This is a genomic window from Streptomyces sp. NPDC050988 (genome assembly GCF_044456225.1).
In the GTDB taxonomy this organism is placed as follows: domain Bacteria; phylum Actinomycetota; class Actinomycetes; order Streptomycetales; family Streptomycetaceae; genus Streptomyces.
This window is the reverse complement of the sequence record NZ_JBITFQ010000003.1, coordinates 626,664-652,939: the sequence shown is the minus strand read 5'-3', so window position 1 is coordinate 652,939 and position 26,276 is coordinate 626,664. Positions and strand designations below refer to the sequence as shown.

The window sequence follows — 26,276 nt, the reverse complement described above, 5'->3', positions numbered from 1 at the left end:
CGCCCCCGGATCCGGTCCGGGGGGACCCTCAGGAAGGTCCATGCTTCGAACACCGAGCGGCGGTGTCGGCCACGGCACCGCCGCCATGGACAACGGACTGATGAGCATCGGCACGGTGCTCAATGTGCTGCGCGACGAGTTCCCCGAAGTCACCATCTCCAAGATCCGTTTCCTGGAGTCGGAGGGGCTCATCGAGCCGCAGCGGACCCCGTCGGGGTACCGGAAGTTCAGCCCGGGTGACGTGGAGCGCCTCGGGCACGTCCTGAGGATGCAGCGGGACCACTATCTGCCCCTGAAGGTGATCCGCGAGCACCTGGACGCCGTGGAGCGCGGTGAGGCGCTGCCGTTGCCGTCCGTGGGGCGTCAGCGCGACGGTGAGGTGCTCTGCGAGTCCGAGGGGCCGACCGTGGCCCGGATCGGGCGTGCCGAGCTGCTGGCCGCCGTGGAGATCGGCGAGCAGGAGCTCGAGGAGTGGGAGTCGTACGGGCTCATCACACCGCTGCCGGAGGGGGTCTACGACGCCGAGGCGGTGACCGTGGCCGGTCTCGTCGTGGAACTGGGGCGGTTCGGGATCGAGCCGCGCCATCTGCGTGCCGTGAAGGCCGCCGCCGACCGTGAGGCCGGCCTGGTCGACCAGGTCGTGGCCCCGCTGCGGCGGCACCGCAATCCGCAGACCAGGGCGCACGCGGAGGCGCAGACCAAGGAGCTGGCGGGGCTCGCGGTGAAGCTGCACGCCGCGCTGGTGCAGTCCGCGCTCGGGGTGCGGCTGCCCTGATCCGGTGGGTCGTGCGGAGCGCAGGATCGGGCGCCCAATCCGTGCCCGACTACCCAAAGATGCCGGGCACGGCCTAGGGTTGCTGTGTGAACGAGCTCGACGTCGTAGGTGTCCGGGTCGAAATGCCCTCCAACCAACCGATCGTGCTCCTGCGTGAAGTGGGAGGCGACCGTTACCTCCCCATCTGGATCGGGCCGGGGGAGGCGACGGCGATCGCCTTCGCACAGCAGGGCATGGCCCCCGCGCGACCGCTGACCCACGACCTGTTCAAGGACGTGCTGGAGGCCGTCGGCCAGGAGCTCACCGAGGTGCGCATCACGGACCTGCGGGAGGGCGTCTTCTATGCGGAGCTGGTGTTCGCCAGCGGGGTCGAGGTCAGCGCCCGGCCGTCCGACGCCATAGCGCTCGCGCTGCGCACCGGGACGCCGATCTACGGCAGCGACGGGGTGCTGGACGACGCCGGCATTGCGATCCCGGACGAGCAGGAGGACGAGGTGGAGAAGTTCCGCGAGTTCCTCGACCAGATCTCGCCCGAGGACTTCGGGACCAACAGTCAGTGACCTTCCGGTCCGGGCTCCAGTGACCCTCCGGGACCGCCGGACAACAGGCCGTGCGGCGGTTGTCCCGAGAGCATTCGGCTAGCCTTTCCCCGCGGTGGGACACGGGAAACCACTCCTAGGGTGATTATCACTCGGCGTGCCGAGTGTGGCGGTCGTTGACGCACCCCCGGTGGCTGCCTACCGTCGAGAAGGCAGGTCAAGGACGGAGGTCGGCGTGAGAAGCAGCGGCGACGGTACGGCTGGGGGTGCCCCTGGACCCGGTCTGGGGGAGAGCAGCCCGTACCCGCTTCACAGCAGCGCGGCCGATCACGTACAGCGGCCGACAGCGGTGCCCGAGGACGGTGGGGTGGCGTCCGAGGAGGTCGGTTATCGGGGGCCCACGGCCTGCGCGGCCGCGGGCATCACCTACCGGCAGCTGGACTACTGGGCCAGAACCGGGCTCGTCGAGCCGAGCGTGCGGGCCGCCTACGGGTCGGGGACGCAGCGGCTCTACAGCTTCCGGGACGTCGTCGTCCTGAAGATCGTCAAGCGGTTCCTCGACACCGGTGTCTCGCTGCAGAACATCCGCACCACCGTCCAGCACCTGCGTGAGCGCGGGTTCCGGGACCTGGAGCGGATGACGCTGATGAGCGACGGCGCGACGGTCTACGAGTGCTCCTCGCCCGACGAGGTCCACGCGCTCCTCCAGGGCGGACAGGGCATCTTCGGGATCGCGGTGGGCGTGGTCTGGCGGGACGTCGAGAGTGCCCTCTCACAGCTGCACGGGGAGCGCGTCGACACGGGCGAGACGCTTGTCCGGCCCAATCCGGCGGACGAGCTGGCGCGGCGGCGCAATCGTGCGGTCTGAGTCGGCGGGCGCTGTCTGAAGTCTTTCGGGCCTGGCACTGTCTGGAGCGTTTCGGGCCGGGACCTGTCTGGGCCTTCTGGTCCTGCCGCCTATCGCCCGGTGCCTGTCGCCTGCTGCCCGGCGCCCGCCGTTCGGCGCGTGGGCGGTCCGGCCACGTGGCGGTCCACAGGTCGTACCGGGGCATTGTCAGTGGCGTAGGGCAGCATCGGACATGTGAGAACCGCGCCCACGATCCTGCATCTCGACATGGATGCCTTCTACGCCTCGGCGGAGCAGGCGGCCAAGCCGAGCCTGCGCGGGAAGGCGGTCATCGTGGGCGGGCTCGGGCCTCGGGGCGTGGTGGCCACCTGCTCGTACGAGGCACGGGTCTTCGGGGTGCATTCGGCGATGCCCATGGCGCAGGCCCGCCGGCTGGCACCGAACGCCGCGTATCTCGTACCGCGCTTCGGGCTCTATCGGGAGATCAGCGAGCAGGTGATGGGCCTGCTGCGGGATCTGTCGCCCCTGGTGGAGCCGCTGAGCCTGGACGAGGCGTTCGTGGACCTGGAGGCCGGGCAGACGGCCTGGGACGCTGAGTCGGCGCAGCTGACCGGGATGAAGCTGCGCGGGGACATCAGGGCCGTCACCGGGCTGACCGGGTCCGTGGGGCTCGCCGCCTCCAAGATGCTCGCGAAGATCGCCTCCGAGCAGGCCAAGCCGGACGGGCTGGTGCTGATAGTGCCGGGCACCGAGCGGGAACTGCTCGCGCCGATGTCCGTACGTACGCTGCCAGGCGTGGGGCCCGCCACGGGGGACCATCTGCGGCGGGCCGGGATCACCACGGTCGGGGAGATCGCCGAGGCGGGCGAGGACGAGCTCGTACGGCTTCTGGGCAAGGCCCACGGGGTCGCGCTGTACGCCATGGCGCTCGCGCACGACGTGCGGCCCGTGGTGGCCGAGCGGGACACCAAGTCGGTGTCCGTCGAGGACACGTACGACGTGGACATCCACGACCGGGTGCGGGTGCGCATGGAGGTCCAGCGGCTCGCCGACCGGTGTGTGCGGCGGTTGCGGGGCGCGCATCTGTCGGGGCGGACCATCGTGCTGAAGGTGCGGCGGTACGACTTCTCGACGCTCACCCGGTCCGAGACGCTCAGGGGGCCCACGGACGACCCCGCCGTGGTGCGGGAGGCCGCGGCGCGGTTGCTGGAGTCCGTGGACACCACGGGCGGCGTACGGCTTCTGGGGGTGGGGGTCTCGGGGCTCGCCGACTACACGCAGGAGGATCTCTTCGCGCAGGCTCGGACGGCTGCCGCCGCTGCCGCTGCTGCTGCCGCAGAGGAGCCGGAGCATGTGGAGAAGGAGGAGGCCGAGGAGGTTGCCGAGGAGCCGGTGCCTCCCGCGGAGCGGCGGTGGCATGCGGGGCACGATGTGCGGCATGCCGAGTTCGGGCACGGGTGGGTGCAGGGGAGTGGGCTGGGGCGGGTGACTGTGCGGTTCGAGACGCCGGATTCCTTGCCGGGGCGGGTGCGGACGTTTCGGAGCGATGATCCTTTGTTGGAGGTTGCGGAGCCGTTGCCGTTGGTGGGGCGGGAGGTCGGCGATTCTCGGGTTGGTGGGGTGGCTGGGGAGGGGTGAGCTGGGTGGGGTTGTGGGTGTGGTTGTGAGTGCGGGTGCGCTGTGGCTTGTCGCGCAGTTCCCCGCGCCCCTGAAGGTGGGGGCCGGGGTGCGTTCGTACGTGCCGGTCCGCTGTGGCTTGTCGCGCAGTTCCCCGCGCCCCTAAAAGCACCAGCGTCGCCCTCGCTCCTGGAGACGGGCCCGTCTCCCGTGCCCTTGAGGCGGCCCTTACTGGGAGTCGTCCTTGCCTGCAAGGTGGCCGAAGTCGTGGTCCGGGAAGGGGGGTGGGGGGGCTACGTCCAGGCCGTAGTGGTGGTAGAGCTGGAGTTCTTGCTCGGGGGAGAGGTGGCGGCCCACGCCGAAGTCGGGGGCGTCCTTGATCAGGGCGCGTTCGAAGGGGACGCGCAGTGCCCCGTCGGCCAGCTCGCTGGGCTCCAGGGGGACGAAGGCGTCTCTGCTGAACAGGCCGGTGCGTATGGCCGCCCACTCCGGTACGCCGGTCGCGTCGTCGAGGTAGACCTCGTCGACGGTGCCGATTTTGGTGCCGTTGCGGTCGAACGCCTTGCGGCCTATCAGGTTGCGCGGATCGATGTCGGTCTGCACGGGCCCTCCAGCTGCTCGCAACTCATCCGTAAGCACTACGAAAGAGCACTTTGAGGAGGGCGGCCACTCGAGGGAACCCCGCTGGTACGCTGGGCAACGGCTGCTGACCCCGTGCGGGAGAGTCCTCCAGGCTTCATCGGAGGCGCCGAAGGAGCAAATCCTCCCCGGAATCTCTCAGGCCCACGTACCGCATGGACGAGGTCACTCTGGAAAGCAGAGCGGTGTTCGAGTTTTTTTGACGGGTTCCGCTCTCACCGACGGTGAAAGCCGGTGTGCCTTCACGGGCGGGCCGGTGAAGCTCTCAGGTTGAGATGACAGAGGGGGAGGCCGTCCGGGCACCCATGCAGTGGTGCCCCTCGAAGGTCGTCAGACCAGGAGGCCTCCGCAATGACCGCCCATCGTATTCCGCTCTCAGAGCTCGAACAGGGAATCCCCTTCGAGCAGCGCCACATCGGGCCCGACACCGAGGCCCGGGCGAAGATGCTCGCGCACGTGGGGTACGGCTCGCTCGACGAGCTGACGGCCACCGCGGTCCCGGATGTGATCAAGAACGCCGACTCGCTGGAACTTCCGGGCGCCCGCACTGAGGCCGAGGTACTGGCCGAGCTGCGTTCCCTCGCGGACCGCAACCAGGTGCTGGATTCCATGATCGGGCTTGGGTACTACGGGACGTTCACGCCGCCCGTCATCCTGCGCAATGTCATGGAGAATCCGGCCTGGTACACCGCTTACACGCCCTACCAGCCCGAGATCTCGCAGGGTCGGCTGGAGGCGCTGCTCAACTTCCAGACCGTGGTCGCCGAGCTGACCGGTCTGCCGACCTCCGGGGCCTCGCTGCTCGACGAGGGCACGGCGGCCGCCGAGGCCATGGCGCTGTCGCGGCGCATGGGCAAGAACAAGAAGGGCCTGTTCCTGGTCGACGCGGACACCATGCCGCAGACCATCGCCGTGATCGAGACCCGCGCCGAGCCGACCGGCGTCGAGGTCGTCGTCGCCGACCTGAGCGACGGCATTCCGGCCGAACTCGCCGAGCGCGAGATCAACGGCGTGCTCCTCCAGTACCCGGGCGCCTCCGGTGCCGTACGGGACCTCGAGCCGGTTGTCGAGCGGGCGCACGAGCTGGGCGCGGTCGTCACCGTCGCCGCCGATCTGCTCGCCCTGACGCTGCTCGCCTCGCCGGGTGAGCTGGGCGCCGACATCGCGGTCGGTACGACGCAGCGCTTCGGTGTGCCGATGGGCTTCGGCGGGCCGCACGCCGGATACATGGCCGTCCGTGAGAAGTTCGCGCGCAGCCTGCCCGGCCGGCTCGTCGGCGTCTCGGTCGACGCGGACGGCAACAAGGCGTACCGGCTCGCCCTGCAGACGCGTGAGCAGCACATCCGCCGCGAGAAGGCGACCAGCAACATCTGTACGGCTCAGGTGCTGCTCGCCGTGATGGCCGGTATGTATGCCGTCTACCACGGTCCCCAGGGCCTGAAGTCCATCGCGCGGCGCACCCACCGGTACGCCACGATCCTCGCCGCGGGTCTGAAGGCCGGCGGGGTCGAGGTCGTCCACGAGGCGTACTTCGACACGCTCACCGTGCGGGTGTCGGGCAAGGCGGCCGAGACGCTCGCTGCCGCGCGCAGGGGCGGGGTCAACCTCCGTCTCGTCGACGCCGACCACCTGTCCCTCGCCTGCGACGAGACCACCACGCGGGCCCAACTGGGCGCCGTCTGGGCCGCGTTCGGCGTCGACGGCGATGTGGCCGTGCTGGACGAGGCGACGGAGGACACGCTGCCGTCCGGGCTGCTGCGCACCGACGAGTACCTCACGCACCCGGTCTTCCACCAGTACCGTTCCGAGACCGCGATGCTGCGCTACCTGCGCCGGCTCGCCGACCGTGACTACGCGCTGGACCGCGGCATGATCCCGCTGGGCTCCTGCACGATGAAGCTCAACGCGACGACCGAGATGGAGCCGGTGACCTGGCCCGAGTTCGGGCAGCTGCATCCCTTCGCGCCCGCCGAGCAGGCGCAGGGCTATCTCACGCTCATCCGTGAGCTGGAGGAGCGGCTGGCCGAGGTCACGGGCTACGACAAGGTGTCGCTGCAGCCCAACGCCGGTTCGCAGGGCGAGCTGGCCGGTCTGCTGGCCGTACGCGGTTATCATCGGGCCAATGGCGACGCGCAGCGCACCGTCTGCCTCATCCCGTCGTCCGCGCACGGGACGAACGCGGCGAGTGCGGTGATGGCCGGGATGAAGGTCGTCGTCGTGAAGACCGCCGACGACGGCGAGATCGACGTCGAGGACCTGCGGGCCAAGATCGAGCAGCACCGGGACGAGCTGTCGGTGCTGATGATCACGTACCCCTCGACGCACGGGGTGTTCGAGGAGCACGTCGCCGACATCTGCGCCCAGGTGCACGAGGCGGGCGGCCAGGTGTACGTCGACGGGGCCAACCTCAACGCGCTGGTGGGGCTCGCCAAGCCGGGGCACTTCGGCGGCGACGTCTCGCATCTCAACCTGCACAAGACGTTCTGCATCCCGCACGGCGGCGGCGGTCCTGGCGTGGGTCCGGTCGGAGTGCGCTCGCACCTGGCGCCGTATCTGCCGAACCACCCGCTGCAGCCCGCCGCGGGCCCGGAGACGGGCGTGGGCCCGATCTCGGCGGCTCCGTGGGGTTCGGCGGGCATCCTGCCCATCTCGTGGGCGTACGTCCGTCTCATGGGCGGTGAGGGGCTCAAGCGGGCCACCCAGGTCGCCGTGCTCAGTGCCAACTACATCGCCAAGCGTCTTGAGCCGCACTACCCGGTGCTCTACACCGGCCCCGGCGGGCTCGTGGCGCACGAGTGCATCATCGATCTGCGGCCGCTGGCCAAGGCGACCGGTGTGAGCGTCGACGACGTCGCCAAGCGGCTGATCGACTACGGGTTCCACGCGCCGACGATGTCGTTCCCGGTGGCCGGCACGTTGATGATCGAGCCCACGGAGAGCGAGGACCTGACCGAGATCGACCGGTTCTGCGACGCGATGATCGCCATCCGTGCGGAGATCGAGAAGGTCGGCTCGGGCGAGTGGGCGGCGGACGACAACCCGCTGCGGAACGCCCCCCACACGGCCGCCGCGCTCGGCGACACCTGGGAGCACGCGTACAGCCGCGAGGAGGCGGTGTTCCCGGCCGGTGTCTCGGCCGCGGACAAGTACTGGCCGCCGGTGCGCCGGATCGACCAGGCGTACGGCGACCGGAACCTGGTCTGCTCCTGCCCGCCGCTGGACGCCTACGAAGAGTAAGCACCGACAGACATGCGTCGGGGCCGGTTCCGGGATTGCTTCCCGGGCCGGCCCCTCATGTGTCCGGACGGCCTGCCCCGCCGCCCTTGGTGCACCGCGCCGCTCAGGCGGCGGTCATCACGTCCATGGCCACAGGCCGGTGCGGAGCGATGATCCGGCCGTCCGGCAGGAGCTCACCGGTGTCCTCGAAGAGGAGAACGCCGTTGCACAGCAGGCTCCATCCCTGTTCCGGGTGGTGCGCCACGAGAAGCGCGGCCTCCCGGTCGGCGGAGTCGGCTGTCGGGCACGGTGGCTGGTGCTGGCACATTGATGGGATCTTTCGCTTTGGTGTGAGGTCGGTGATCGGTGTCGTGTCTGTTCCGCGGCTCGAACTGATGCTCATTGCCGCCCCCCGTTTGTCAGATGGTCCGGAACCCAGTGTTGCCCTACGGGCGTCAATCCGCAGGGATTTGGCGTCAGCGCTCCTCACAGGTTGATGACGCATCACCCGTGCGGACGGTTCATTCCAACTGGGCTGCCTCTTCGGGTGGTTCGTAATGGTCGGATGGGGCTAGTCCGGACGGGCCGGGGGTGCGCTGCGTCCACCGGGCGTCACTCCACGCGACACAGTCCCCACGCGGTCACGGAGCGGAGCGGAACGGTGTGCCCGTGCACGGCAGTGTGCCCCGCGGCCGGGGTGGGGCCGCGGGGCACGGAAGCCGGGGTGCGCTCAGGCGGGTGAGCCGAGCAGCGGGGCGGGCGTCGTCGGTGTCGGTGTGAGCCGAAGGGTCAGGACGGGCAGCAGCTCGGCCACGCGGTGCGGCCGGTGCGCGGCGATGCCTGGCGGGGCGGGAGCCAGCGGCACCAGCAGGTCGGTGGCCGCTGGATGGCCCTCGGCGCCGTCGGCCGCGCAGTCACCGTGCAGCCAGAGTGTGAGCATGTACAGCTCGGGTACGGACAACAGACGGGCCTGGTACGACCCGGTCATCGTCTCGGCCTGGCGCAGGGCGCGCTCGGTGGCGGTGACGTACGGGCCCTCGAAGAAGTGCGAGAAGGCCCAGCCGTCGGGGGTCAGCCTCGTTTCCGCGGCCGCCACGGCACGTTCGCCGCAGCGGATCAGGAAGCGCCACCCGGCGAGGCGGGTGGCGGAGGTGCCCGCCGGGGTGATCCGGTCGAGTACGTGGACGGGCAGAGGGAGATCGGGTGTGGCGGGTCCCTGGGCATTGCGCAGGGCCGGGGTACGCGCTTCACGGACCGCGGTGGGGGAACCGAGGGCGGTGAGGACGGTGCGCAACGCGGGCGCGGGAGCCGGGGGCACATGCAGCGGCATGGTGGGTCGCCTCTCATTCGACAGGCATGGTGGCGCGAGGGCGGGGGCGGACGGCGCTGTCAGCTCTCGGGTCAGAGGAGCGTGGGCCCTAGGTCCTGCCGTCAAAGTGACGTCGTTCGCCCGAAGGGTCGGCCGCGTGGCGGGCGGCACTTTGACGGCAGGACCTACCATGGCGAACGCCAACTCTCTGCCTCGTTCGCGGAGTTTATACGACACGTGTTCTGACGGTGTTTCGTCTAGCCGTTCCGCGCATTAAGGGCAAGAGACAATTCGGTCGGCGTGACGTGCGTTTGGTCCTGGTTCTCCAGGGGTACCCGTCGATGACCTCGGAATATGCCACCGGGGTGGACGGCCGGTTCCTGTCGGCGTTTTTCACGACAGGGTCGATCGTCTAAAACTCGCACTGCCCCATGCCCGGTGAATGTGCCTGTGGGCAACCGCGTTCAGAGTAGCGCCCGGGGGGCTCGTCCGGGGCGTTATCGATCACACTGCCTGGGCATCATCCCACGTGACCCGGGACATCAGCGGCCGGTTCGTCGGGCTGCCCAGTCGAGGAGGGACACTTCGATGGGGGAGAAGGTCGTTGCGGGGCCGATCGGTCTGTCCGATCGGCAGCGCTACCGCGAAAAGCTCCAGCAGTGTCTGGCGGGGCTGGCGCGGTTGCTGGCGGAGAAGCGGTTCGACCGCCCAAAGAATCTCATGGGCCTGGAGATCGAGCTGAATCTCGCCGGTCCTGACGGCATGCCGAGAATGATGAATGCGCAAGTACTTGAGCGCATCGCGAGCCGGGATTTCCAAACAGAACTCGCCATGTTCAATCTGGAAGTCAACATTGCTCCCCACCGGCTCGGCGGCCGTGTATTCGACCGGCTCGCCGAGGAGTTGCGCACGTCACTCGCATATGCCCACCGGAAGGCGAACGAGGTCGATGCCGGAATCGTGATGATCGGTATTCTGCCGACGATCGCCCGCGACGACCTGGTCTCCGCGAACCTTTCCGACGTGGACCGCTACACGCTGCTCAACGACCAGATCGTGGCCGCACGCGGCGAGGACTTCAGGCTGGACATCGAGGGCGTGGAGCGGCTCAGCTGCACCTCGGCGTCCATCGCGCCCGAAGCCGCCTGCACCTCCGTGCAGTTGCACCTCCAGGTCACCCCCGGACGCTTCGCCGACGTGTGGAACGCCGCGCAGGCGGTGGCCGCCGTCCAGGTCGCGGTGGGCGCCAACTCGCCCTTCCTGTTCGGTCGCGAGCTGTGGCGCGAGTCGCGGCCCCCGCTGTTCCTGCAGTCCACCGACACCCGTCCGCCCGAACTCCAGGCGCAGGGGGTCCGGCCGCGCACCTGGTTCGGGGAGCGGTGGATCTCGTCGGCGTACGACCTGTTCGAGGAGAACCTGCGCTTCTTTCCTCCCCTGTTGCCCATCTGCGACGAGGAGGATCCGCAGGCCGTCCTCGACAAGGGCGGTACGCCCAGGCTCGCCGAACTCGTGCTCCACAACGGCACCATCTACCGCTGGAACCGGCCGGTGTACGGCATCGACGACGGCGTCCCGCATCTGCGCGTGGAGAACCGCGTGCTGCCCGCGGGCCCCACCGTCACCGACGTCATCGCCAACGCCGCCTTCTACTACGGGCTCGTCCGGGCCCTCGCGGGCGAGGCGCGGCCGGTGTGGACACGGCTGCCCTTCGAGGCCGCGGCGGCCAACTTCGACCACGCCTGCCGGTACGGCATCGACGCGCGGCTGGAGTGGCCGCCACGCGGCAGGTACGGCGGGACCACACGGATGCCCGCGACACAGCTGGTGCTGGACGAACTGCTGCCGCTCGCGGCGGCGGGCCTGGACGCGTGGGGCGTCGAGCCGGCCGACCGGGACCTCTACCTCGGCGTCATCGAGGAACGCTGCAAGCGGGGCGTCAACGGGGCCTCCTGGCAGTCCCGTACGTTCCACAAGGCGTTGGAGGGCGGCATGGGGCGGGATGCCGCGCTGGCCGCCACGACGAAACGGTACGCCGAGCTGATGCACCTCGGTGAGCCCGTGCACACCTGGCCGGTCGGGTTACCGGCGCCCGCCGTTTCGCTCGGGTGAGGGCGGCGGGGTGACGTGTGGTGTCCGGGTCGGTGGGGTGACGTGTGGTGGTCGGGTCGGTGGGGTGAAGTGTGGTGGTCGGGTCAGCGGAGTGACGCTTGGCGGGGTCGGTGGGTGATCACTTCTGGTCGCCGGCCCGTACGACGGCCTTGAGGATCACCGAGTGGATCTGGGACGGGTCGGTGACCAGGTGGGCCGAGCCCCCGGTCGACTCGGCGATCTCGTCGAGCTCCTTCTTGTCGGCCTCAGGGCCCACCGCGATCGCGATCAGCGGCACCGGGCGGTCCGGATCGGTCAGCTGCCGGAGCTGTGCGACGAGAGCGGAGCGCGAGATGCTCCCCGGGTCGTCGTTCGCGCCGTCGGTCAGCAGTACCAGCCCGTTGAACTTGCCCTTCGTGTAGGAGGCCGTGGCCTCCTTGTACGCCGCCAGCGTGGTGTCGTACAGGCCTGTGGCGCCGTCCTTGACCGGCTTCAGGCTGTCGAAGGCCGCCGACAGCAGGTCCCGCTGGGTGCTGCCGGCCGCCCGGCCGGCCAGCCGCTCGGTCGGGACGAGCACGCGGTAGTCGCGCTCGCCGTCGACCTTCCTGGAGAACGTCCAGAGCCCCACCTCGTCCTCCGGGGTGAAGGAGGCCAGAGCCTGGGACAGCGCCGCCTTGGTCACCTCCATACGGGACTCGCTGGTGCCCGGCACCGGCTTCGACATGGACGCGGAGATGTCGACGACCGTGGTGAGCCGGGCGCTCCGCACGGTGATCGTCCACATGCCGAGGGCTTCCTCGATCTCCTTGTCAGTGACCGGTTCCTCCGGCAGCTCCTTGTACGGCTGCGGGGCGCGGCCGCCGGCGCGGGTCACCAGCTTGTCCGGGATGTCGTCGTCATCCGTACGGAAGCCGTGCTTCTCCAGGATCCGGCGCCCGGCGGGCTCGCCGAGGAGAGTCATGAAACGCAGCGCGGCCCGGCTCTCGTCCGTGGTCAGCGCCGGCTCGTCGACCAGCGCGAACGGGAAGTCGAGCAGGGGCGAGCCGTCCTTGGGGTAGAAGAGGTCGAGGTCGTCGCCGCTGTCCGCGGTCGTGTTGTACGCGAACGCCGCCTGCTCGGAGAGGATCAGCGCCTGGTTGCGCTTCGGGTTGCCCTGCTCGGTGCCGGAGAGGTCGCGCGGCAGGGTGTCCAGGACCTGGCTGTCGCTGTCGGAGGCGCGCAGTGAGAGGGCCTTCGCGGTGGCCGCGGCCAGGATGTCGCCGTCCTTGGCCTTGTCCACCGCGTGCGTCAGCCGCGTCAGGGCGAGCAGACCGGTGGCACTGCGCGACGGGTCGCCCGTCCCGAGTCTCAGCCGCTCGCTCGTCATCGTCGCGTCCGCCAGTTCGGTCCAGCTGTACGTCTTGCGGGGCCACCCGAGCGACTTCGCGGCCGTCGGGATCATGGCGACACCGACGGGTGACGAGGCGACGTTGCCCGCGGGCGTCACCGGAGTCGACTTGCCGTCCGCCAAGATCCGGTTCACCCACACACCCGAGTCCGGCACCCATGCCTCGAAGTCGGTGGCGCCCTTCCCCTTCGACCGCAGGTCGTCCGTGAACTGGTACGCCTCCCGTGCGGTCACCTGCACGTCGAGGCAACTGCCGTCGGACGTCACGTCGTTGTCGCGGGCGTAGCCGGCCGCGTCCTTGAGCGCGGGCGCGATGCCGGGAGCGGCGGCGACCCTCAGGCGTACGGCGGTGTCCCAGCAGGACGAGCCGAAGGTGAGCACGCCGCCTTCGACCGCGGCCGCCGTGCCCGCGGCGAGGACGGACACGAGGGCCGTCGCGAGCGCCACGTTGCGGCGCCGCGCGCGCCGCCGGGGGCCGGTGGCGCCCGACCGGAACCCGTCGGGCAAGCTGTGACGTCCCATGGCGGTTGTGCCCTTCCCTGGTCGAGCCGGAGTCGTTGAAGCCGTGAATGGCGAAATGGCCGAATGCTATGGCATCGGGAGAGGGGTGCCCGCAGGGTGTCCGTCCCCCCGACGGCTTGTCGCGCACGATCTTCGCAACTTCTTTCGAGACCCTAGCGGGGCGAAGATGGGGATGAGGCGGGATTGCTCAACTGGAGGCAGGAGTGCACGTGGAGGCAGGGTCGGTGGCTGATTCGATTCCCGAGGACCGGCCCGCACGGCGGATTCTCCGCGACGAGACGCTGCTCGTACTGGGTGTCTCGCTCGGGGCCAGCGGGGTCTCCGCGCTGATCAGCTTTGTCGGTTCGGTCACCAAACCGGGAGGTCTCAAGGACCAGGCGGCCACGCTCAACGCCTCGGCAGCGCCCGGCCGTCCCTGGCTCGATCTGGCGTGGCAGCTGTTCGGGATCGCTTCCGCGCTGGTGCCGGTCGCCCTCGTCGCGCACTTCCTGCTGCGTGAGGGGAAGGGGCTGCGCACGCTCGGCTTCGACCGCACCCGCCCTTGGCCGGATCTGGCCCGGGGCGCCGCGATCGCCGCGGTGATCGGCAGCTCGGGCATCGCCTTCTACCTGGCGGCCCGCGGACTCGGCTTCAACCTCACCGTGGTGCCCGAGGCGCTGCCCGAGGTGTGGTGGAAGTACCCGGTGCTGATCCTCTCCGCGATCCAGAACTCGGTCCTGGAGGAGGTCATCGTCGTCGGTTATCTGCTGCGCCGCCTCGACCAGTTGGGCTGGACACCGGTCGGCGCCCTGGTGGCCAGCTCGGTGCTGCGCGGCTCGTACCACCTCTACCAGGGCATCGGCGGGTTCATCGGCAACATGGTGATGGGTGTGGTCTTCGTCTACCTGTACCGCCGCTGGGGCCGCGTCGGACCGCTGGTGGTCGCCCACTCGCTGCTCGACATCGGGGCGTTCGTCGGGTACGCGCTGCTGGCGGGGAAGGTGGGCTGGCTGCCCACCGCGTGAACAGCGGGAAGGCTGAACAGCGGCAAGGCTGAACAGCGTGAAGGGGGCGTACGAGATCTCGTACGCCCCCTTCACGCTGTTCAGGCGAGCAGTTCGCCCTCGATGACGGTGACGGCGCGGCCGGTGAGCAGCGTGCGGTCGCCGCGGAGTTCGGTCCGTACGAGGCCGGAGCGGGACGAGGCCTGGCGGCCGGTGAGTGCGGTGCGGCCGAGGCGCTCGGACCAGAAGGGCGCGAGGGCGGTGTGGGCGCTGCCGGTGACCGGGTCCTCGTCGATGCCGATGTTCGGGAAGAAGCAGCGGGACACGAAGTCGTAGCCCTCGGAGGGGTCCCCGGCGCGGGCCGTGGCGATGATGCCGCGTTCCGAGTGGTGGGCGAGGGACGCGAGGTCGGGGGAGAGGCCCAGGACGGTCTTCTCGTCGGCGAGTTCGATCAGCAGGTCGCCGACGTTCGGGCCCGTGTCATGGGCGGTGAGCGGCTCGGCCCCCAGGGCCGCGGCGACGCCCAGCGGGACGTCGACCGGGGTGAGCGGGGCCGTCGGGAAGTCCAGCGTGATCGAGCCGTCGTCGTGCGCGGTGGCGATGAGCACGCCGCTCCCGGTCGCGAACCGTACGGGTCCCTGGGCGGCGCCCGTCGTGGCCAGTACGTGTGCCGTGGCGAGGGTCGCGTGGCCGCACATCGCCACCTCGGCGGTGGGCGTGAACCAGCGCAGCGCCCAGTCGGCCTCTCCGCCTGCCGGGAGGGGGTGGGCGAACGCGGTCTCGGCGTGGTTGACCTCCAGGGCCACGTTCTGGAGCCAGGCGTCGTCCGGGAAGGACGTGGCGGCGTCGAAGAGGAGGACCCCGGCCGGGTTGCCGGCGAAGGGGCGGTCGGTGAAGGCGTCGACGATTCGAATCCGCATGAGGCAGACGCTAGGCGCTGATCGGAGGCCCGGGCCAAGGCCAATCAGGGGCGGGTGGACCGGTGGTGGGGCGTGGGGGATCCATGGCGTCCACGTGGATCGGGGACCTGCGTGCGTGGCGGGGCCGCGGCAGTTGTCCTGTCTCATCGAAGTTAGTCGTTCGCGTGCTTCTGACCTGCGTGGACTAGATTGGGTGAGACGCGTGGACTCGGTTCGTTGAGACAGATCGCGAGTCTCGGGCCTGCCGTCTCGCGTGTTGTCCCGTCTTGGTCGATGTGGTCCGCGTCTCAGGTGATCTGGTCCGATTCGACTCTGGTCTCAGGCAATCGGGTTCAGCGACAGAGCTCCATTGTCCCGTCTCAGCGAACCGCGGCTTGTCGCACTGGTCTGTGCGCGGATCTCGCGATGCAGGGTGCCGGAACGGGTTTGAGCGAGACGGTGTCCCGTTTTGGGGTGGCTCTTGTCTCGGTACAGGTGGCCTGTCTCACTTCGGCTGCGCGAGATGGTCGTGCCCATGATCGAGAAGATGCGATGATCTCGCTCCCCGCCTGTCAGTGGTGATCGCCATCATGGGGATGTGACCAACCCAGACCTGACCATCGGCAGTATCTGGCGGCTCCACCACGGTGAGCAGGAGATTGCCCGGCTGACTGTGACCGGCGCCGACATGCCCTGGACTCACGCCGAAGTTGAGACGCTGCCTGGTTTTGAAGAGTTCCGCCCCCTCTTCGCTGAGCAAGAGCGGGCTGTCGACGAGGAGGACTGGGAGCGGGCCGACGCCTGCTACACCCAGATCCGCAGTGCGCTCACCATGACGATTCCCGACGGCAGTCCGGTCGCTGAGTTCATGCTGCACATCCACGACGACAGCACCGCTGGCTGGCGCTGGCACGACGAGCCCTTCGACGCGGTGAACCAGTGACGCGCTGGGTTCGCTGCTTCTGGGACGAGGAAGCCGTCTGGTTCTACTTCGAGCTGGACACCGATGGGTACGTGATCCGACAAGTCGAGTTGCAGGAGCCCGGAAGCAAGGCTTTGGCCGCTGCCTCGCTGGTCGAGGGGCAAGAAGCCCAAGGTGCCGGTCGGTTGGCTGAATACGAGAGTGTCTACGGTCTGACCGCGGAACCGCCTATCTCTGAGTGGGAGGGGCACGACCCGCAGTGGTTGTCGGCCAATGAGTTCGAGATCGTTTGGTCGACCGCCCGTCGGCAGCTTCAGGATTCTCAGCCGCGACGTCCTTCCTGAACGCGTCCACTGCTACGGCCTCTGACCAGGAATCTGCCATCTTCAACGCGAAACCGGGCATCAAGCGTCTCACCATCCCGGCAAAGCCCTGCTGAGGCCGCATAGCCCTCGCCATGATCAATGAGACGCACCATCGGCACCGCCCGCGGGTCTTCCGCGACGCCTTGTCATTCCACCAGTAAGTCGCGGTTCAACCTGTCACCTCGCAGGTCAGGGCCCCGCCCTCTGCAAGATCTAATGAGACGGGACATCCATGATGGAGTCGTCGAAGTCGGGGAACTCTCGTACGGCCTGCTCGATCACGGCAGATGCCGGCCCGCAGTGGTCTGGTGCGAATTGTTCCGCGATGGCCGTCAGCTCACGATTGGGGTGTGGAACCCAGTCGGGCTCGTACGAGGTGGCTGCCTCCCAGGGGCCGAAGCCGTCAGCCAGCAGCCACAGGAAGGCGCCCAGGTTGCGCGCGACGACACCGGTCTCCCCTTCGGAGCCGAGGAAGACGACAGGCTGCTCGACCAGTGCCCGGCCTGGGCGGACCAGCCAGAAGGCGGCGTATCCGCCGGTGCCATCCTGCCCGAACACACGGAAGTCGTCACCATTCAGCTCGCCGTTGCCGGTCCACGCTCGGAGCCAGTCGGTTGTCTCATCGGCGGGCAGGAAGGCCGCGAAGGGTTCGAAGTCGACACCGTCACCGCCGGCGTAGTCGAACCGGACCGCCATGGCGGCGGCGAGCGCGGCAGGAAACTGACGGTCTTCGTTCGGTGTCACGCGAACAGGGTGGCATGGCCGGAATCTTGAGGGATTACCAGGTCGTAGCATCAGTCGTAACGGCGGAGCCGGACAAGTTCAGCTGAGACAAGATCCGGCGTCCCGTGGCCCGGGACCAGATCAACCGAGATTCCCGGCATGCTTCCGTCTCAAGTGATCTGGTCGCCGCAGGTCACAGGTCTGGGCGGGGGCCAGATCATTTGAGACGGGACACGTGTCGAGGCCAGTGTTCGTACCGTTTCCGTCGGCAGGATCCACGCGATCACAGGGGCACCCTGCACACGGACAGTCGTTTGATGTCAGTGCCAACCCATACGATCTGGACACGTGTGAGCCGTGGAACGGAAGTGACAAGTGGCGCCTCAACGACCGTGGGCGATGGAGGACATCGCCATTGGTCAAAGTGACCAGGACCTGTTCGATCACCATTCCGTGGCACAGCAACTGGCGCGCACGGTCAAGGAAACGACCAGTTCTCTAGCGGTGGGCCTGATCGGGCCGTTCGGCAGCGGCAAGTCGTCTGTGGTGCGACTGCTGACGACGGAACTTGCCGTCAACTCCGACTGGGCGGTTCTTCACGTGAGCGCGGAGCACCACAGTGGCGTCGCCCGGGCACGCGCGTTGATGTATGCCTTGCTACAGGCGGCACATCAAAAGGAGTTGATCGACTACGACACCTATGTCGGTGAGCGGTCCTGCCTCGAAGGAAGCAGACAGCGCACGCTCCCGCGGGCGGATCACCAAGCCGATGCTCCGGGAAAGCCCTCCTGGCGGCGGTATCTGCGCGCGGCCGGTGCTGGCTTGGGCTGGGTGCTCGCGATGCTCGTGCTCCTGTGGCTGCTGGGCGTCGGCGCGGTCGCGATGGTGCACCTCCTCGGGGCGGGGCACCACGTCCCTGTCTGGACATGGTTCGCGCCGAAGGGGGCCTCTTCACTCACCGGCGTCCTGGTCAGCGCTGCCGCCATCGCGGCCGTCCTTGCGGCGGGCCGGGAGGGTGCTCTGCAGTCGTTGAAGGCCTACGAGATCACGGTGAGCAGCCCGCGGCCCGAATCGACCGATGAACTTGAGCAGGCCTTTGCGAGACTTCTGCGGCGAATCGAACGGCGGTTGGTGATCGCCGTGGACGACATCGACCGGCTGGCCGCGTCGGATGTGCTTGACGCGCTCGCCACCGTGCGCAGTTTTTTGCTGACAGGGACCCAGCATCGGCATCAGCCGGTGTTCGTCCTCTCCTGTGACGAGGACATCGTGCGCGAGGCGATCGTCGGGGTCCGTCCTGGTCTGGCTCATCGCCCCAGCACACCCGAAGACTCCGACTCGGCCACCGACGCCTCTGCCGATCAAGAGTCCGGTCAGGCTCAGCGAGTGGCCAGTGGCGCAGTGCGCAAGGCGACCGAGGACGCTGCCCAGGAATACCTGAACAAGCTGTTCACCATTCGCCTGGTGCTGCCTGCGCACTACGACGCGGACCTGCGGGAGTACGCGGAAGAGCTACTCATGGGCGCCGCTCCGTACCACCCCGTCGTAGCGGAACTCGGCGGACCCACACAGACGCGTACGCTGCTGGAGGTTCTCATTCACCGCCGTGTGAGTGATCCCCGCCATGTCATCCGGCTGCTCAATTCCTTCTTCAGCGACTACCAACTTGCTCGGCGTCGTGAACAGCCTGTCGGGACCCGTCCGGCACGTATCGCATCCGGCGAGGTCACCGGGTTTCCGATCGAGCTGGCTCGCCTGACAGTGCTGCGGCACGACTTCCGCGACCTGTACGACGCAATTCAGGCCGAACACCGATTGCTTCACCTTATCGACGAAGCTCTCCTTGGATCGCCTGAAGCCCATGCCGATCACCTGGTCGCTGACTACCGGACACCTGGCTCGCCCGGGCGACTGGACCAGGAGAAGCACCCTGGTCTGGCCTTCCTCAACGCCACCGCCGCCCGGGCCCGCACGCAGCGCCCGGCCCAGATTGGCCCGCTGATCACCCTGGGGTCCTCCCGGGCCAGCCGCCTGCTCGGCAGTCAGATGGCCACAGAGATCGAAAACGACCTTGTTCAGCGGAACGGAGCAGCTCTCGCGTCGCGGCTGGCCGAAGGGGAGAACCGCACTCGGATCGTGGAGGCGGCCACTGCGTCGCTGGATGCCGCCCGTCCAGGACAGGACCTCGACAACGCCGTGACGGCCGTCCTCGAAGCCCTCGGCTCCGTCTCGGACCTGCTGTCCGCCGACCCGTCCGAGGATGAGAAGCACGCCGTGCAAGCGCTGACGGACTGCATCGTCCGGCAGCGCGAGCGCCTCACTCTCCCCGTCCCCGCCCACCTGCTCGTCCCGCTTCTCGACCTGACCATCCCGGCACACCTCCCCCGAGTACGACAGGCCCTGCTGCCAGTCCCCGCGGATCGGGCAGAGGCTCGGATCTGGGCAGTGGCCCTCCTCGCATTGCCCCCAGGCGACGACGCTAACGTTCTGGCGCCGTCGCTGGACAACTACTTCAACGCTCTCGCCGGTGACGGCGATGGTCACGAGCTGTCCTTCTGGGAGAGTCAAAGCCACCGACCGGACAGTGCCTCCTGGCCGCCCACGGCGCTCGCCGCCCTGCTGAGCATGGCGACACGGCATGACAATACCGACGCTGTACGCCAGGTGGGCTCGCTGATCACCAGCCGTGAAGGCAAACGGACTTGGGACCGCACGGTATTGCTGGCCCTGCTGGAAGCCCCGTCATCCAGCGCCGCGGTGCGCCATGAAGTAATCGGAATCCTCTGCCTGGCTCCCAATCCCTCAGCCGAGTGGGGAGAGCGCGTCGAGGACGGCGAGACCACGCTCCTGGCAACACAGATGATTGGGGCCGTCGCCCAAATCCTCCAGGACGACGAACACCCGGACAGCATGCTCATCATGATGGAGCTGCTGACTCGGTGGCTGCCAGCGGCTCAACAGCTCCCGGACGAGTCGGTCGCCGAACAGGCCATCGCCGACGCCACCGCGGTCGCGTCCTCCGTCCACCCTGGCCTCACCGTCGCAGCCGGTGCCATCCTCGGACAGCTCCACGAGGAACAGGCTGCCTCCTGTGTCACCACGATGGCCGCAGAGCTGGCCAACCATCGAGATCTCAGTGACGACGTCGGCACGAGCCTGCGTGACATCCTGATCGACTACGTCCGCCGCAGTGAGAACTCCGACGCCGAAGTCGCCCATCGCGCCGTCACCACCTGCACCACAGCTCTCACGGGTGAGGCGGAGGCCGCCACACCGATCGGCCGGTTCGCGCGCTCCGCCTTGCCGATGCTGCTGACCACTGGCCCCGGCATCGACATGACAACCACTTTGATCCAGCGCCTGACGGGTTCTCTCGCTCCTAACAATCCCGTCCACGCGCAGGAAGTACTGCCCAGCCTTCACGTCCTCCTGCAGAGCCCAACTACCCCCGACGACCAGCTCGCCTTCGTCATCCGACAGATCCAGCACTTCATGAACTCCGGCACGCCAACCGTCGCGCTGGACTTCGCCGCCTACTACGTCACCGCGCCCGTGGTGGACGTGAACTGGCTGAACTGGTTTGCCTCGAACTGGCCGGCCCTGTCGCAGCCCACCCGCAGTCTCTGCGTGGCAGCAGCCGAGCGCCCCGAACTGCGAAACATCCCTGCGCTGCGCGACAACCTGGTCCAGCATCTGCTGGAGACCGACGACTCCGCACCCTGGCAGCACGCGGGCGCCCTGTGGGATCACTCCACCGCAGACCAGCAAGGCAGTCTGCTGGCCCACGCCCGTACTCGTTGCCCAGCGCTGGCTAACCGCGCTGACCAGGCAGACGCAGACCTTCTCAGTGCCGCGCTCGTTAAGGCCAGCGAACACATCAACGACGTACTCGCCCTGATCCAGGAGGCTCCGGAGTTCGACAAGGCGGTCATACGATACCTGAACAACCGTCTGGAGCAGCCGGATTGGACACCTTCGCTTGCCACCGCCGCGATCGCGGCATCCAGCGACCCGGCTGCTCTCTGGAAACACGTTCTGCCGTTCATGACCGAGGATCAAAGCAGTGCCACCCGAGCGGCTGCGTTCATCGGCGCGCTTATCGAGCGTCACCAGGAATCGGTGCCCGATGACATCGTCACGAGTCTCACTCCCGTACTGCTCGTGGCCGAGCCCCAGCTCGCCACGGCGCTCGGCCACGCTCTGCGCCCCCTGCCCAAAACGGCACAGAGGCTCCGCAGGGCCATGAACGGTTCCGGCAGTACCCCTGCACAACGTGCGCGGAACGCAGCGTTCAAGGAAGCCAGTGGTATCTGATTCGTCAACTGTCCAGCCTCGGAAGGGGCTGTACCCCACGATCGGAGTCCGTCGCCTTGCTGGCCACGTTCGGTTAGTGAGGCGACACACCGCAGATGATCCCGATCCACGAGCGAATGCGTGTCGCCCGCAGGGAAGCGGGACGGCCCCAGACCGGCTAGGAGGTCAACAGCGATAGTAGGGAGGGATGGGGCTCCACCGTGTTTCGGCGTCGGCCTCGTCGGCCTGACGTGCTGGGGGGATGGTTTCGCGAGGGAAGAAGGCGTCGTAAATCTTCCGACTGCGGTGGATGGCAGCGAACTTGTGCAGGGAGAAGTAGTGCTCGACCCATTGAATTAGGGGGTCGTTGCGTTCTTTGGGGATGTAGCCGAGGAGGATGCCGCGGATGGTGATCTGCTCGACGAGCCAGGTGACATGGCCAGTGGCGACGGCGCGCCGTTCCCATTCCCCTCCTGCGAGAAGCCCGGCGAGTGCCACGACCTGAGGGTGGAAGACCACCGTGAGCGTCAAGTCCTGGGAGGGGGGTTTCCCGGCGCCGTTGGCGAGGAGCCTGCTTGCCGTGTCGAGTACGTCGAACGGGTCAGCGCGCCTCTGCAGCCAGGTGAAGTACATCTTGCGCGCGTCCGGATAGGCGCTGCGAACCCAGCGGCGGCCATGGCGGGCTATGAGGTTCCGGTGGTGTCTTTGTGCTTGTAGAGCGTCGGGGAGCCTGCTGACGTCGACTTGCTCGGCGGCGTTGGTGATGCCGTCGCCGATCCAGAGGCGGTGGCGGAGACAGACGTTGCGGTCGTGCGTCGTCCAACAGGTCACGGGCAGAGCGATGCCTGCGGAGTGGGCGCACCGGCGGCATGCTGGACGTTGGATGGCGGTGCGCAAGGCCGTCCATGGACGGCCGATGCCGCCGGGCCTGTCGGGAGCGTCGGCGTCGAGGAATTCGGGCATGACGCGGGTCTGGGAGGGCTCTGAGACGTTCGCGGTTGGCCGCGACGCGGCAGATGCGTGAGCACCACATGGGCTGTTGTCCGCTCCTGTGCGGGGATTTTGCCTGCTGGTACAGATCTTGACCGCACTGCCCGCACTGCCTCCTGGCCCACCGGACCTCGTAGGAGGCTTGCCTGCAAGGTTCGGAGCACCAGCGAAATGGCCGGTTGCGTTCGACGACGGTGCCGCAATGGGCGCAGGGCGCGGTGCAGAGGTCGTGCCGCAGGGCACCCTGGCGCGAGAGCGGGAGGCGCTTCCTGCGGGCGATCACACGGCAGTGGTCGGAACACCACCGTGCGGGGCGGCCCTTGACCGTCCGGGAGCGCAGGGGCTGGTGGCAGATGCCGCACTGCGTGTCGGTCAGCGCTCGTTGTAGGTCAGCAAGGTGGCGTCCCGTGGCCGCGGCCAGTCTCTCCATAAGGGGAGGGCCAGTGGAGCCTGCTGCGCAGAGGTGGGAGCGTAGATCGGCGGGCGGGAGGTGGTTGGCTCGCGCGAGGTGACGGATCTAGGAGTCGACGGTGTCGCCGACGGCCGGGCGGACGTAGATCGGCAGGCGGGGAGGATAGGTATCCATCATCGCTGTCTGGCGGGCTTCCGGGCAGGTCGGACAGATTCAGCGGCGTGATCCAGGGGGATGGCGTCGAGGCCTTCCTTGGTGACGCGCTCGGTGCCGTTGAGGATCGCATCGGTCGCGGCGCCCCGGATGGCGTGGGACAGGGCTGCGATCATCCCGTCGGTGCGGTTGTACAGGTAGCGGTCCAGTTTGACCAGGCTGCGCGGTGGATGGTCGTGCAGGATAAGGGTCTCTTCCATGGTCGCGATCAGCCCTTTCCATTCGTCGCCGTAGGGGAACGGGCCGGTAGGGACGAGAGTGAAGCGGCCCGCGATCTGAGCGTTGCCGACCAGCAGTTCACTGTTTTCCAGGTCGATCCCGGCGTAGACGAACGTGGCGGGGATGCGCTCGGAGAAGTACTTCAAGGTGTCGGAGACCTCGGCGCCGACCTGAGTCCTCTGCGAGATGTTGTGGATCTCGTCGACGATCACGAGACCCGTGCGGGTGTCGGTGCAGACACCCACCACGGCCTCGATGATGTCGGTCATGTTCGACCGGGGACGGACCGGCAGCCCCAGAAACCGGGCGAACTCCGCCGCGACCATGCGCGCGGTCGCAGCAGGCGGAACCGTGATGTAGAGAACCGGAATCCGGTCGGAGATCGTCGGGTGACGGGCCCGGTCGAGAAGTTCGTGAGCGCGGCCGAGTTGGGCGATGGCGCTGGTCTTGCCGGTGCTGGGAAGGCCCGAGACCATCAGCCCGCGGCGGGCGCTGAGCGCGTGCCGGTTCAGCAGGACCAGGCGACGGCCGCAGATGCGTGTCTTCTCCACGAACGACGTGGAGACCGTGAGCATCCGGGCGTGGTGGTCGAGGCGGTCCTCGTCGTGAAGGTCTTGCTCGGTCGGTGGCAGTTGCTTCAACTGTCCTGGGGACAGCCGGCCCGGGGGCGTGGGTGGCCCGTCGACGAATTTCCGCCACCCGGCCAGAGTAGTCAGTTGTCGGTTCGTCTCGGCGTCGGACTCCTGCACTGCTGTGGGTCCGGCTGCTGGGCAGGAAAGGGTCATGGTCGCCTCCAGGGGTTGGCGAGCGGGTCGAACAGACCCAGCGGGATGACATCGGCGAGTTCGGTGTCCCGCTCGTCGTTGTTTTCGGCGTCGTTGAGGGGCGGATCGGGGACCGGGCGGTCGGTCGAGGTGGCACGAGTACGAGCGGCGACGCGACGGTCGCGGCGTGAACGCTTGGCCGGAGGCGCATTCTCGCCAGCGGGACCGTCGTGAGCCCGCCGCAGCAAGGCTGCGGCCGCGTCCGCGATCTGTTCCTCGGTGCCGCCGGGGACCTGGGCGCGAGCGTGATCCCAGGCCAGCTCACCAAAAGGGACGCTGACGCGGTGCAGGTGCTTCCAGAACACGGTGATCCACCGATCAGCGCGGGTATCGCGTACCCAGATGCGGGACACGTCGTAGGGGTCGTAGTGGACCGCCCAAAGAACCTTCTTGCCGGTTACCCCCGAGCTCTGGCGGCGCAACGGGTTCAACTCCGGGCTGTCGTAGGTGCGGTGCTTGATGCGGATCCCGTAGGCGTTGATCGCCTGCCAGCGCGCGGGCAGCAACTCGACGTAGTCCTCCCCGCCGAGCGGCACTGGCACATAGCCGCAGGATTCAAGCAGCGTCGCGTACTTCTCGTTCGGCGAGAAGGCCCGCCCCGGTGCGTCCGGGTCGCGCAGCGAGTCGTGGGGTCTCGTTTGCCAGACGGCAATGATCCACTCGTCGAGAAGGTTCTGAAGTTCGGGCAGTGACCACAGCGGCCCGTTTTCCAGGCCGCGGCCTCGGCGGTCTGTCGTCGAGCCGGTGTATCCCGCGACGAACTGAGCGAACATTGTGGCCACGGAGCCCAGAGTCTTCTCGATCGTGCCCTTGTCGGTCGGCGTCGCCTTGTGTGCCGGCTGCAGGTTGATGCCCAGGTAACGGCAGGACGACCTGAACGCGTGCGAAATGAACACGCTCCCGTGGTCGCAGACGATCGTCTCCGGCACGATCACCGGGCGGGCGGCCGCATGGCTCCAGGCGCTCGTCGATGCTCAGCAGTCGCCGGTGCGGCAACGCTGACCGGGACATCCGCAGGGCTTCCGCCCAACCCGGACGCATTGCCTCCGGGGTAACGCTGCGAGCCAGCAAGGCGGAGGCGTCCGCGGCCTTCGTGGAGGGCCGCAGCACCGCCGCGGTGATCGACCTGGTGGCAATGTCGACCATGGCCGTCAGCTCGACCTTCTCGGCGACGCCGTCATCCAGCCGCACCAGCACGTCCATCGGCGTGGAATCGATCTGCATCAGCTCACCGGGCGCACTGGCCGGTACTTCGCCGAACGGCCCGGACGGACGTGCCCCGACCGAGCGGCGGGTGCGGGCCGACGCGGTGGCGTGGGTACCGACGGCGAGTTTATCGAACAGTCGGTAGAGCGTGGCCCGAGACGGCAGCTCAATCTCGGCGGTCTCCTCCCTGCCGGACAGAATCTGTTGGGTCCGCCAGAGAGTGAAGCCGATGGTCCTCGACGACGCGTCGGCGGTCTCGGCGATCGCCTGTCGCATCGCCTCCACCACAATCGGGTCGACCTGGCCGAAGGCGTGCATCTGCTTGGCCGACCGGCCGTCCGCCAGTCCCACGAGCCCATCCCGCTGGTAACGCTGGCGCCGTTGCTTGATGCCGCTGGCCGACACCTGATGCCCGGCCGCCGTCAGTTCGGCAGCCTTGGCTCGCTCGCGCTGGGCCAGCGAGTGCCGCTTCGGGTCGAACTCCGGCCGCGGCTTGGTCTCTTCTGGAGCATCGGGCGGCAGACCGTGCAGGACCTCCAGGATGTGCCTCTCCCACCACCGGGCCTGCTCGGCGGCAGCCGCAGGGAACTCCGCGATCCGGGAGGTCGGCGGCACCCGCCTCTTGCCGATCCCCGGTCAACTCCGCTGGCCAAGTGCACGATCGTGCGAGGTCCCAGCAACTCGACCGTCATGTCCTCGGCGGTCAGCACCTGAAGCCAGAGGAGGTGGAACAGCACCGGCAGCGTCCTCAGCCGGTCCCCTGCCATATCCGCCCCCACCATCAGCGGCCCCGGGATGGCGAAGACCTCCCGGAGCCGGGCCGCGGCCGAGTCGTGCAGACACCGTGGGTGCCGGTAGCGCGACAGCCACCGGACATTCGCGAGCAGCACCGCATCCGGTATCCCCAGCCGCTCGAAGCTCCACCCGGCCTGGGCGCAGAGCAGACGCGTCACCTCGAACGCCTCGGCGTCCTTCGGCTCGATCCGATCGTCCGCACGAATATCGACGACCACCGCCGAGCCGTCCGCGCGGCGCAAGAAGTAGTCCGGGGCGTGCCGACGCTCCCGCTCGCCGTCGTGCCAGTGCAGCCAGAACGGCTGCGAGCCGATCCCCACCACGCTCGGATCGACGTCCATCAGCAGCAGTCGGTCCCGCTCCAGCCACGACTCGAAGCCGACGTGCCGCCCGGTCGTCGCCGCCCAGTACCAGCCCGGGAAGTGACGCTCACCGCGCGACCAACGGAACGTCCGTACCGGATCGACATCCTCGAACTGGCCCGTCACACAGT

At 68.3% G+C, this 26,276-nt stretch carries 21 protein-coding genes and 1 riboswitch; of the genes, 11 read left to right on the top strand and 10 right to left on the bottom strand.

What is annotated here, in order from left to right; genetic code table 11:
* Window positions 1-40 precede the first annotated feature (40 nt).
* From ACIBEI_RS11165 to ACIBEI_RS11150, 4 genes are all read left to right on the top strand, one after another.
* Complete coding sequence (locus ACIBEI_RS11165; protein ID WP_359849886.1) at window positions 41-775, top strand: MerR family transcriptional regulator; 735 nt, start codon at window positions 41-43, stop codon at window positions 773-775.
* An 86-nt stretch (window positions 776-861) separates the two neighbouring features.
* The gene (locus tag ACIBEI_RS11160) at window positions 862-1,335 is read left to right on the top strand and encodes a bifunctional nuclease family protein (protein ID WP_006123076.1); all 474 of its coding nucleotides are present in this window, start codon (window positions 862-864) and stop codon (window positions 1,333-1,335) included.
* 214 nt (window positions 1,336-1,549) lie between these two features.
* Window positions 1,550-2,182 (top strand): MerR family transcriptional regulator, encoded by a 633-nt coding sequence (locus ACIBEI_RS11155; protein ID WP_200399629.1) that lies wholly within the window; start codon window positions 1,550-1,552, stop codon window positions 2,180-2,182.
* Window positions 2,183-2,395: 213 nt separating this feature from the next.
* Window positions 2,396-3,799 (top strand): DNA polymerase IV, encoded by a 1,404-nt coding sequence (locus tag ACIBEI_RS11150; RefSeq protein WP_398887334.1) that lies wholly within the window; start codon window positions 2,396-2,398, stop codon window positions 3,797-3,799.
* 207 nt (window positions 3,800-4,006) lie between these two features.
* Here ACIBEI_RS11150 and ACIBEI_RS11145 read toward each other — a convergent pair whose 3' ends face one another.
* A complete protein-coding gene (locus tag ACIBEI_RS11145) occupies window positions 4,007-4,381 on the bottom strand; it encodes a PRC-barrel domain-containing protein (protein ID WP_189845296.1) in 375 nt (124 codons plus the stop codon).
* Window positions 4,382-4,485: 104 nt separating this feature from the next.
* Window positions 4,486-4,581: riboswitch (glycine riboswitch) on the top strand.
* A gap of 187 nt (window positions 4,582-4,768) precedes the next feature.
* Between ACIBEI_RS11145 and gcvP the strand changes: the two genes are divergently transcribed.
* Entirely contained in the window at window positions 4,769-7,654 is a 2,886-nt protein-coding gene (gene gcvP, locus ACIBEI_RS11140; protein WP_398887332.1) for an aminomethyl-transferring glycine dehydrogenase, read from the top strand.
* A gap of 103 nt (window positions 7,655-7,757) precedes the next feature.
* On the opposite strand, the gene ACIBEI_RS11135 is transcribed toward gcvP, so the two are convergent.
* Together ACIBEI_RS11135 and ACIBEI_RS11130 are read right to left on the bottom strand one after the other, a co-directional pair.
* Window positions 7,758-7,961 carry a DUF5999 family protein gene (locus tag ACIBEI_RS11135; RefSeq protein WP_200399633.1) on the bottom strand — a complete coding sequence of 68 codons (204 nt, stop codon included), beginning with the start codon at window positions 7,959-7,961 and terminating at the stop codon, window positions 7,758-7,760.
* Between the two features lie 402 nt (window positions 7,962-8,363).
* A complete protein-coding gene (locus ACIBEI_RS11130; RefSeq protein ID WP_398887330.1) occupies window positions 8,364-8,963 on the bottom strand; it encodes a hypothetical protein in 600 nt (199 codons plus the stop codon).
* Between the two features lie 567 nt (window positions 8,964-9,530).
* Here ACIBEI_RS11130 and ACIBEI_RS11125 point away from each other — a divergent pair.
* Window positions 9,531-11,051, top strand: coding sequence for a glutamate--cysteine ligase (locus tag ACIBEI_RS11125; protein WP_398887328.1), 1,521 nt, complete (start codon window positions 9,531-9,533; stop codon window positions 11,049-11,051).
* A 118-nt stretch (window positions 11,052-11,169) separates the two neighbouring features.
* On the opposite strand, the gene ACIBEI_RS11120 is transcribed toward ACIBEI_RS11125, so the two are convergent.
* Window positions 11,170-12,939, bottom strand: a complete 1,770-nt coding sequence (locus ACIBEI_RS11120) for a substrate-binding and VWA domain-containing protein (protein WP_398887326.1) — start codon at window positions 12,937-12,939, stop codon at window positions 11,170-11,172.
* Window positions 12,940-13,142: 203 nt separating this feature from the next.
* Here ACIBEI_RS11120 and ACIBEI_RS11115 point away from each other — a divergent pair, with 203 nt between their 5' ends.
* Window positions 13,143-13,943, top strand: a complete 801-nt coding sequence (locus tag ACIBEI_RS11115) for a CPBP family intramembrane glutamic endopeptidase (RefSeq protein ID WP_398887324.1) — start codon at window positions 13,143-13,145, stop codon at window positions 13,941-13,943.
* An 80-nt stretch (window positions 13,944-14,023) separates the two neighbouring features.
* Here ACIBEI_RS11115 and ACIBEI_RS11110 read toward each other — a convergent pair whose 3' ends face one another.
* Window positions 14,024-14,842 carry a PhzF family phenazine biosynthesis protein gene (locus tag ACIBEI_RS11110; protein ID WP_398887323.1) on the bottom strand — a complete coding sequence of 273 codons (819 nt, stop codon included), beginning with the start codon at window positions 14,840-14,842 and terminating at the stop codon, window positions 14,024-14,026.
* 577 nt (window positions 14,843-15,419) lie between these two features.
* Here ACIBEI_RS11110 and ACIBEI_RS11105 point away from each other — a divergent pair.
* Window positions 15,420-15,764, top strand: coding sequence for a hypothetical protein (locus tag ACIBEI_RS11105; protein WP_398887321.1), 345 nt, complete (start codon window positions 15,420-15,422; stop codon window positions 15,762-15,764).
* Window positions 15,761-16,087, top strand: coding sequence for a DUF6881 domain-containing protein (locus ACIBEI_RS11100; RefSeq protein WP_398887319.1), 327 nt, complete (start codon window positions 15,761-15,763; stop codon window positions 16,085-16,087). The genes ACIBEI_RS11105 and ACIBEI_RS11100 overlap by 4 nt, the downstream gene beginning before the upstream one ends.
* A gap of 234 nt (window positions 16,088-16,321) precedes the next feature.
* On the opposite strand, the gene ACIBEI_RS11095 is transcribed toward ACIBEI_RS11100, so the two are convergent.
* Window positions 16,322-16,852 (bottom strand): SMI1/KNR4 family protein, encoded by a 531-nt coding sequence (locus ACIBEI_RS11095; RefSeq protein ID WP_398887317.1) that lies wholly within the window; start codon window positions 16,850-16,852, stop codon window positions 16,322-16,324.
* Between the two features lie 378 nt (window positions 16,853-17,230).
* Here ACIBEI_RS11095 and ACIBEI_RS11090 point away from each other — a divergent pair, with 378 nt between their 5' ends.
* Complete coding sequence (locus ACIBEI_RS11090; protein ID WP_398887315.1) at window positions 17,231-21,145, top strand: P-loop NTPase fold protein; 3,915 nt, start codon at window positions 17,231-17,233, stop codon at window positions 21,143-21,145.
* A gap of 165 nt (window positions 21,146-21,310) precedes the next feature.
* On the opposite strand, the gene ACIBEI_RS11085 is transcribed toward ACIBEI_RS11090, so the two are convergent.
* The 3 genes from ACIBEI_RS11085 to ACIBEI_RS11075 form a co-directional block, all read right to left on the bottom strand.
* Window positions 21,311-22,087, bottom strand: coding sequence for a hypothetical protein (locus ACIBEI_RS11085; protein WP_398887313.1), 777 nt, complete (start codon window positions 22,085-22,087; stop codon window positions 21,311-21,313).
* Window positions 22,088-22,699: 612 nt separating this feature from the next.
* Window positions 22,700-23,743: a TniB family NTP-binding protein gene (locus ACIBEI_RS11080; RefSeq protein ID WP_398887311.1), complete on the bottom strand. Its 1,044-nt coding sequence runs from the start codon at window positions 23,741-23,743 to the stop codon at window positions 22,700-22,702.
* On the bottom strand, window positions 23,740-24,678 hold the full coding sequence (locus tag ACIBEI_RS11075) for a Mu transposase C-terminal domain-containing protein (RefSeq protein ID WP_398887309.1): 939 nt from the start codon (window positions 24,676-24,678) through the stop codon (window positions 23,740-23,742). Before ACIBEI_RS11075 ends, ACIBEI_RS11080 begins: the two co-directional genes overlap by 4 nt.
* 221 nt (window positions 24,679-24,899) lie before the next feature.
* Here ACIBEI_RS11075 and ACIBEI_RS11070 point away from each other — a divergent pair, with 221 nt between their 5' ends.
* Complete coding sequence (locus ACIBEI_RS11070) at window positions 24,900-25,133, top strand: hypothetical protein (RefSeq protein ID WP_398887307.1); 234 nt, start codon at window positions 24,900-24,902, stop codon at window positions 25,131-25,133.
* A 277-nt stretch (window positions 25,134-25,410) separates the two neighbouring features.
* On the opposite strand, the gene ACIBEI_RS11065 is transcribed toward ACIBEI_RS11070, so the two are convergent.
* Window positions 25,411-26,271, bottom strand: coding sequence for a TnsA-like heteromeric transposase endonuclease subunit (locus tag ACIBEI_RS11065; protein WP_398887305.1), 861 nt, complete (start codon window positions 26,269-26,271; stop codon window positions 25,411-25,413).
* Window positions 26,272-26,276 lie beyond the last annotated feature (5 nt).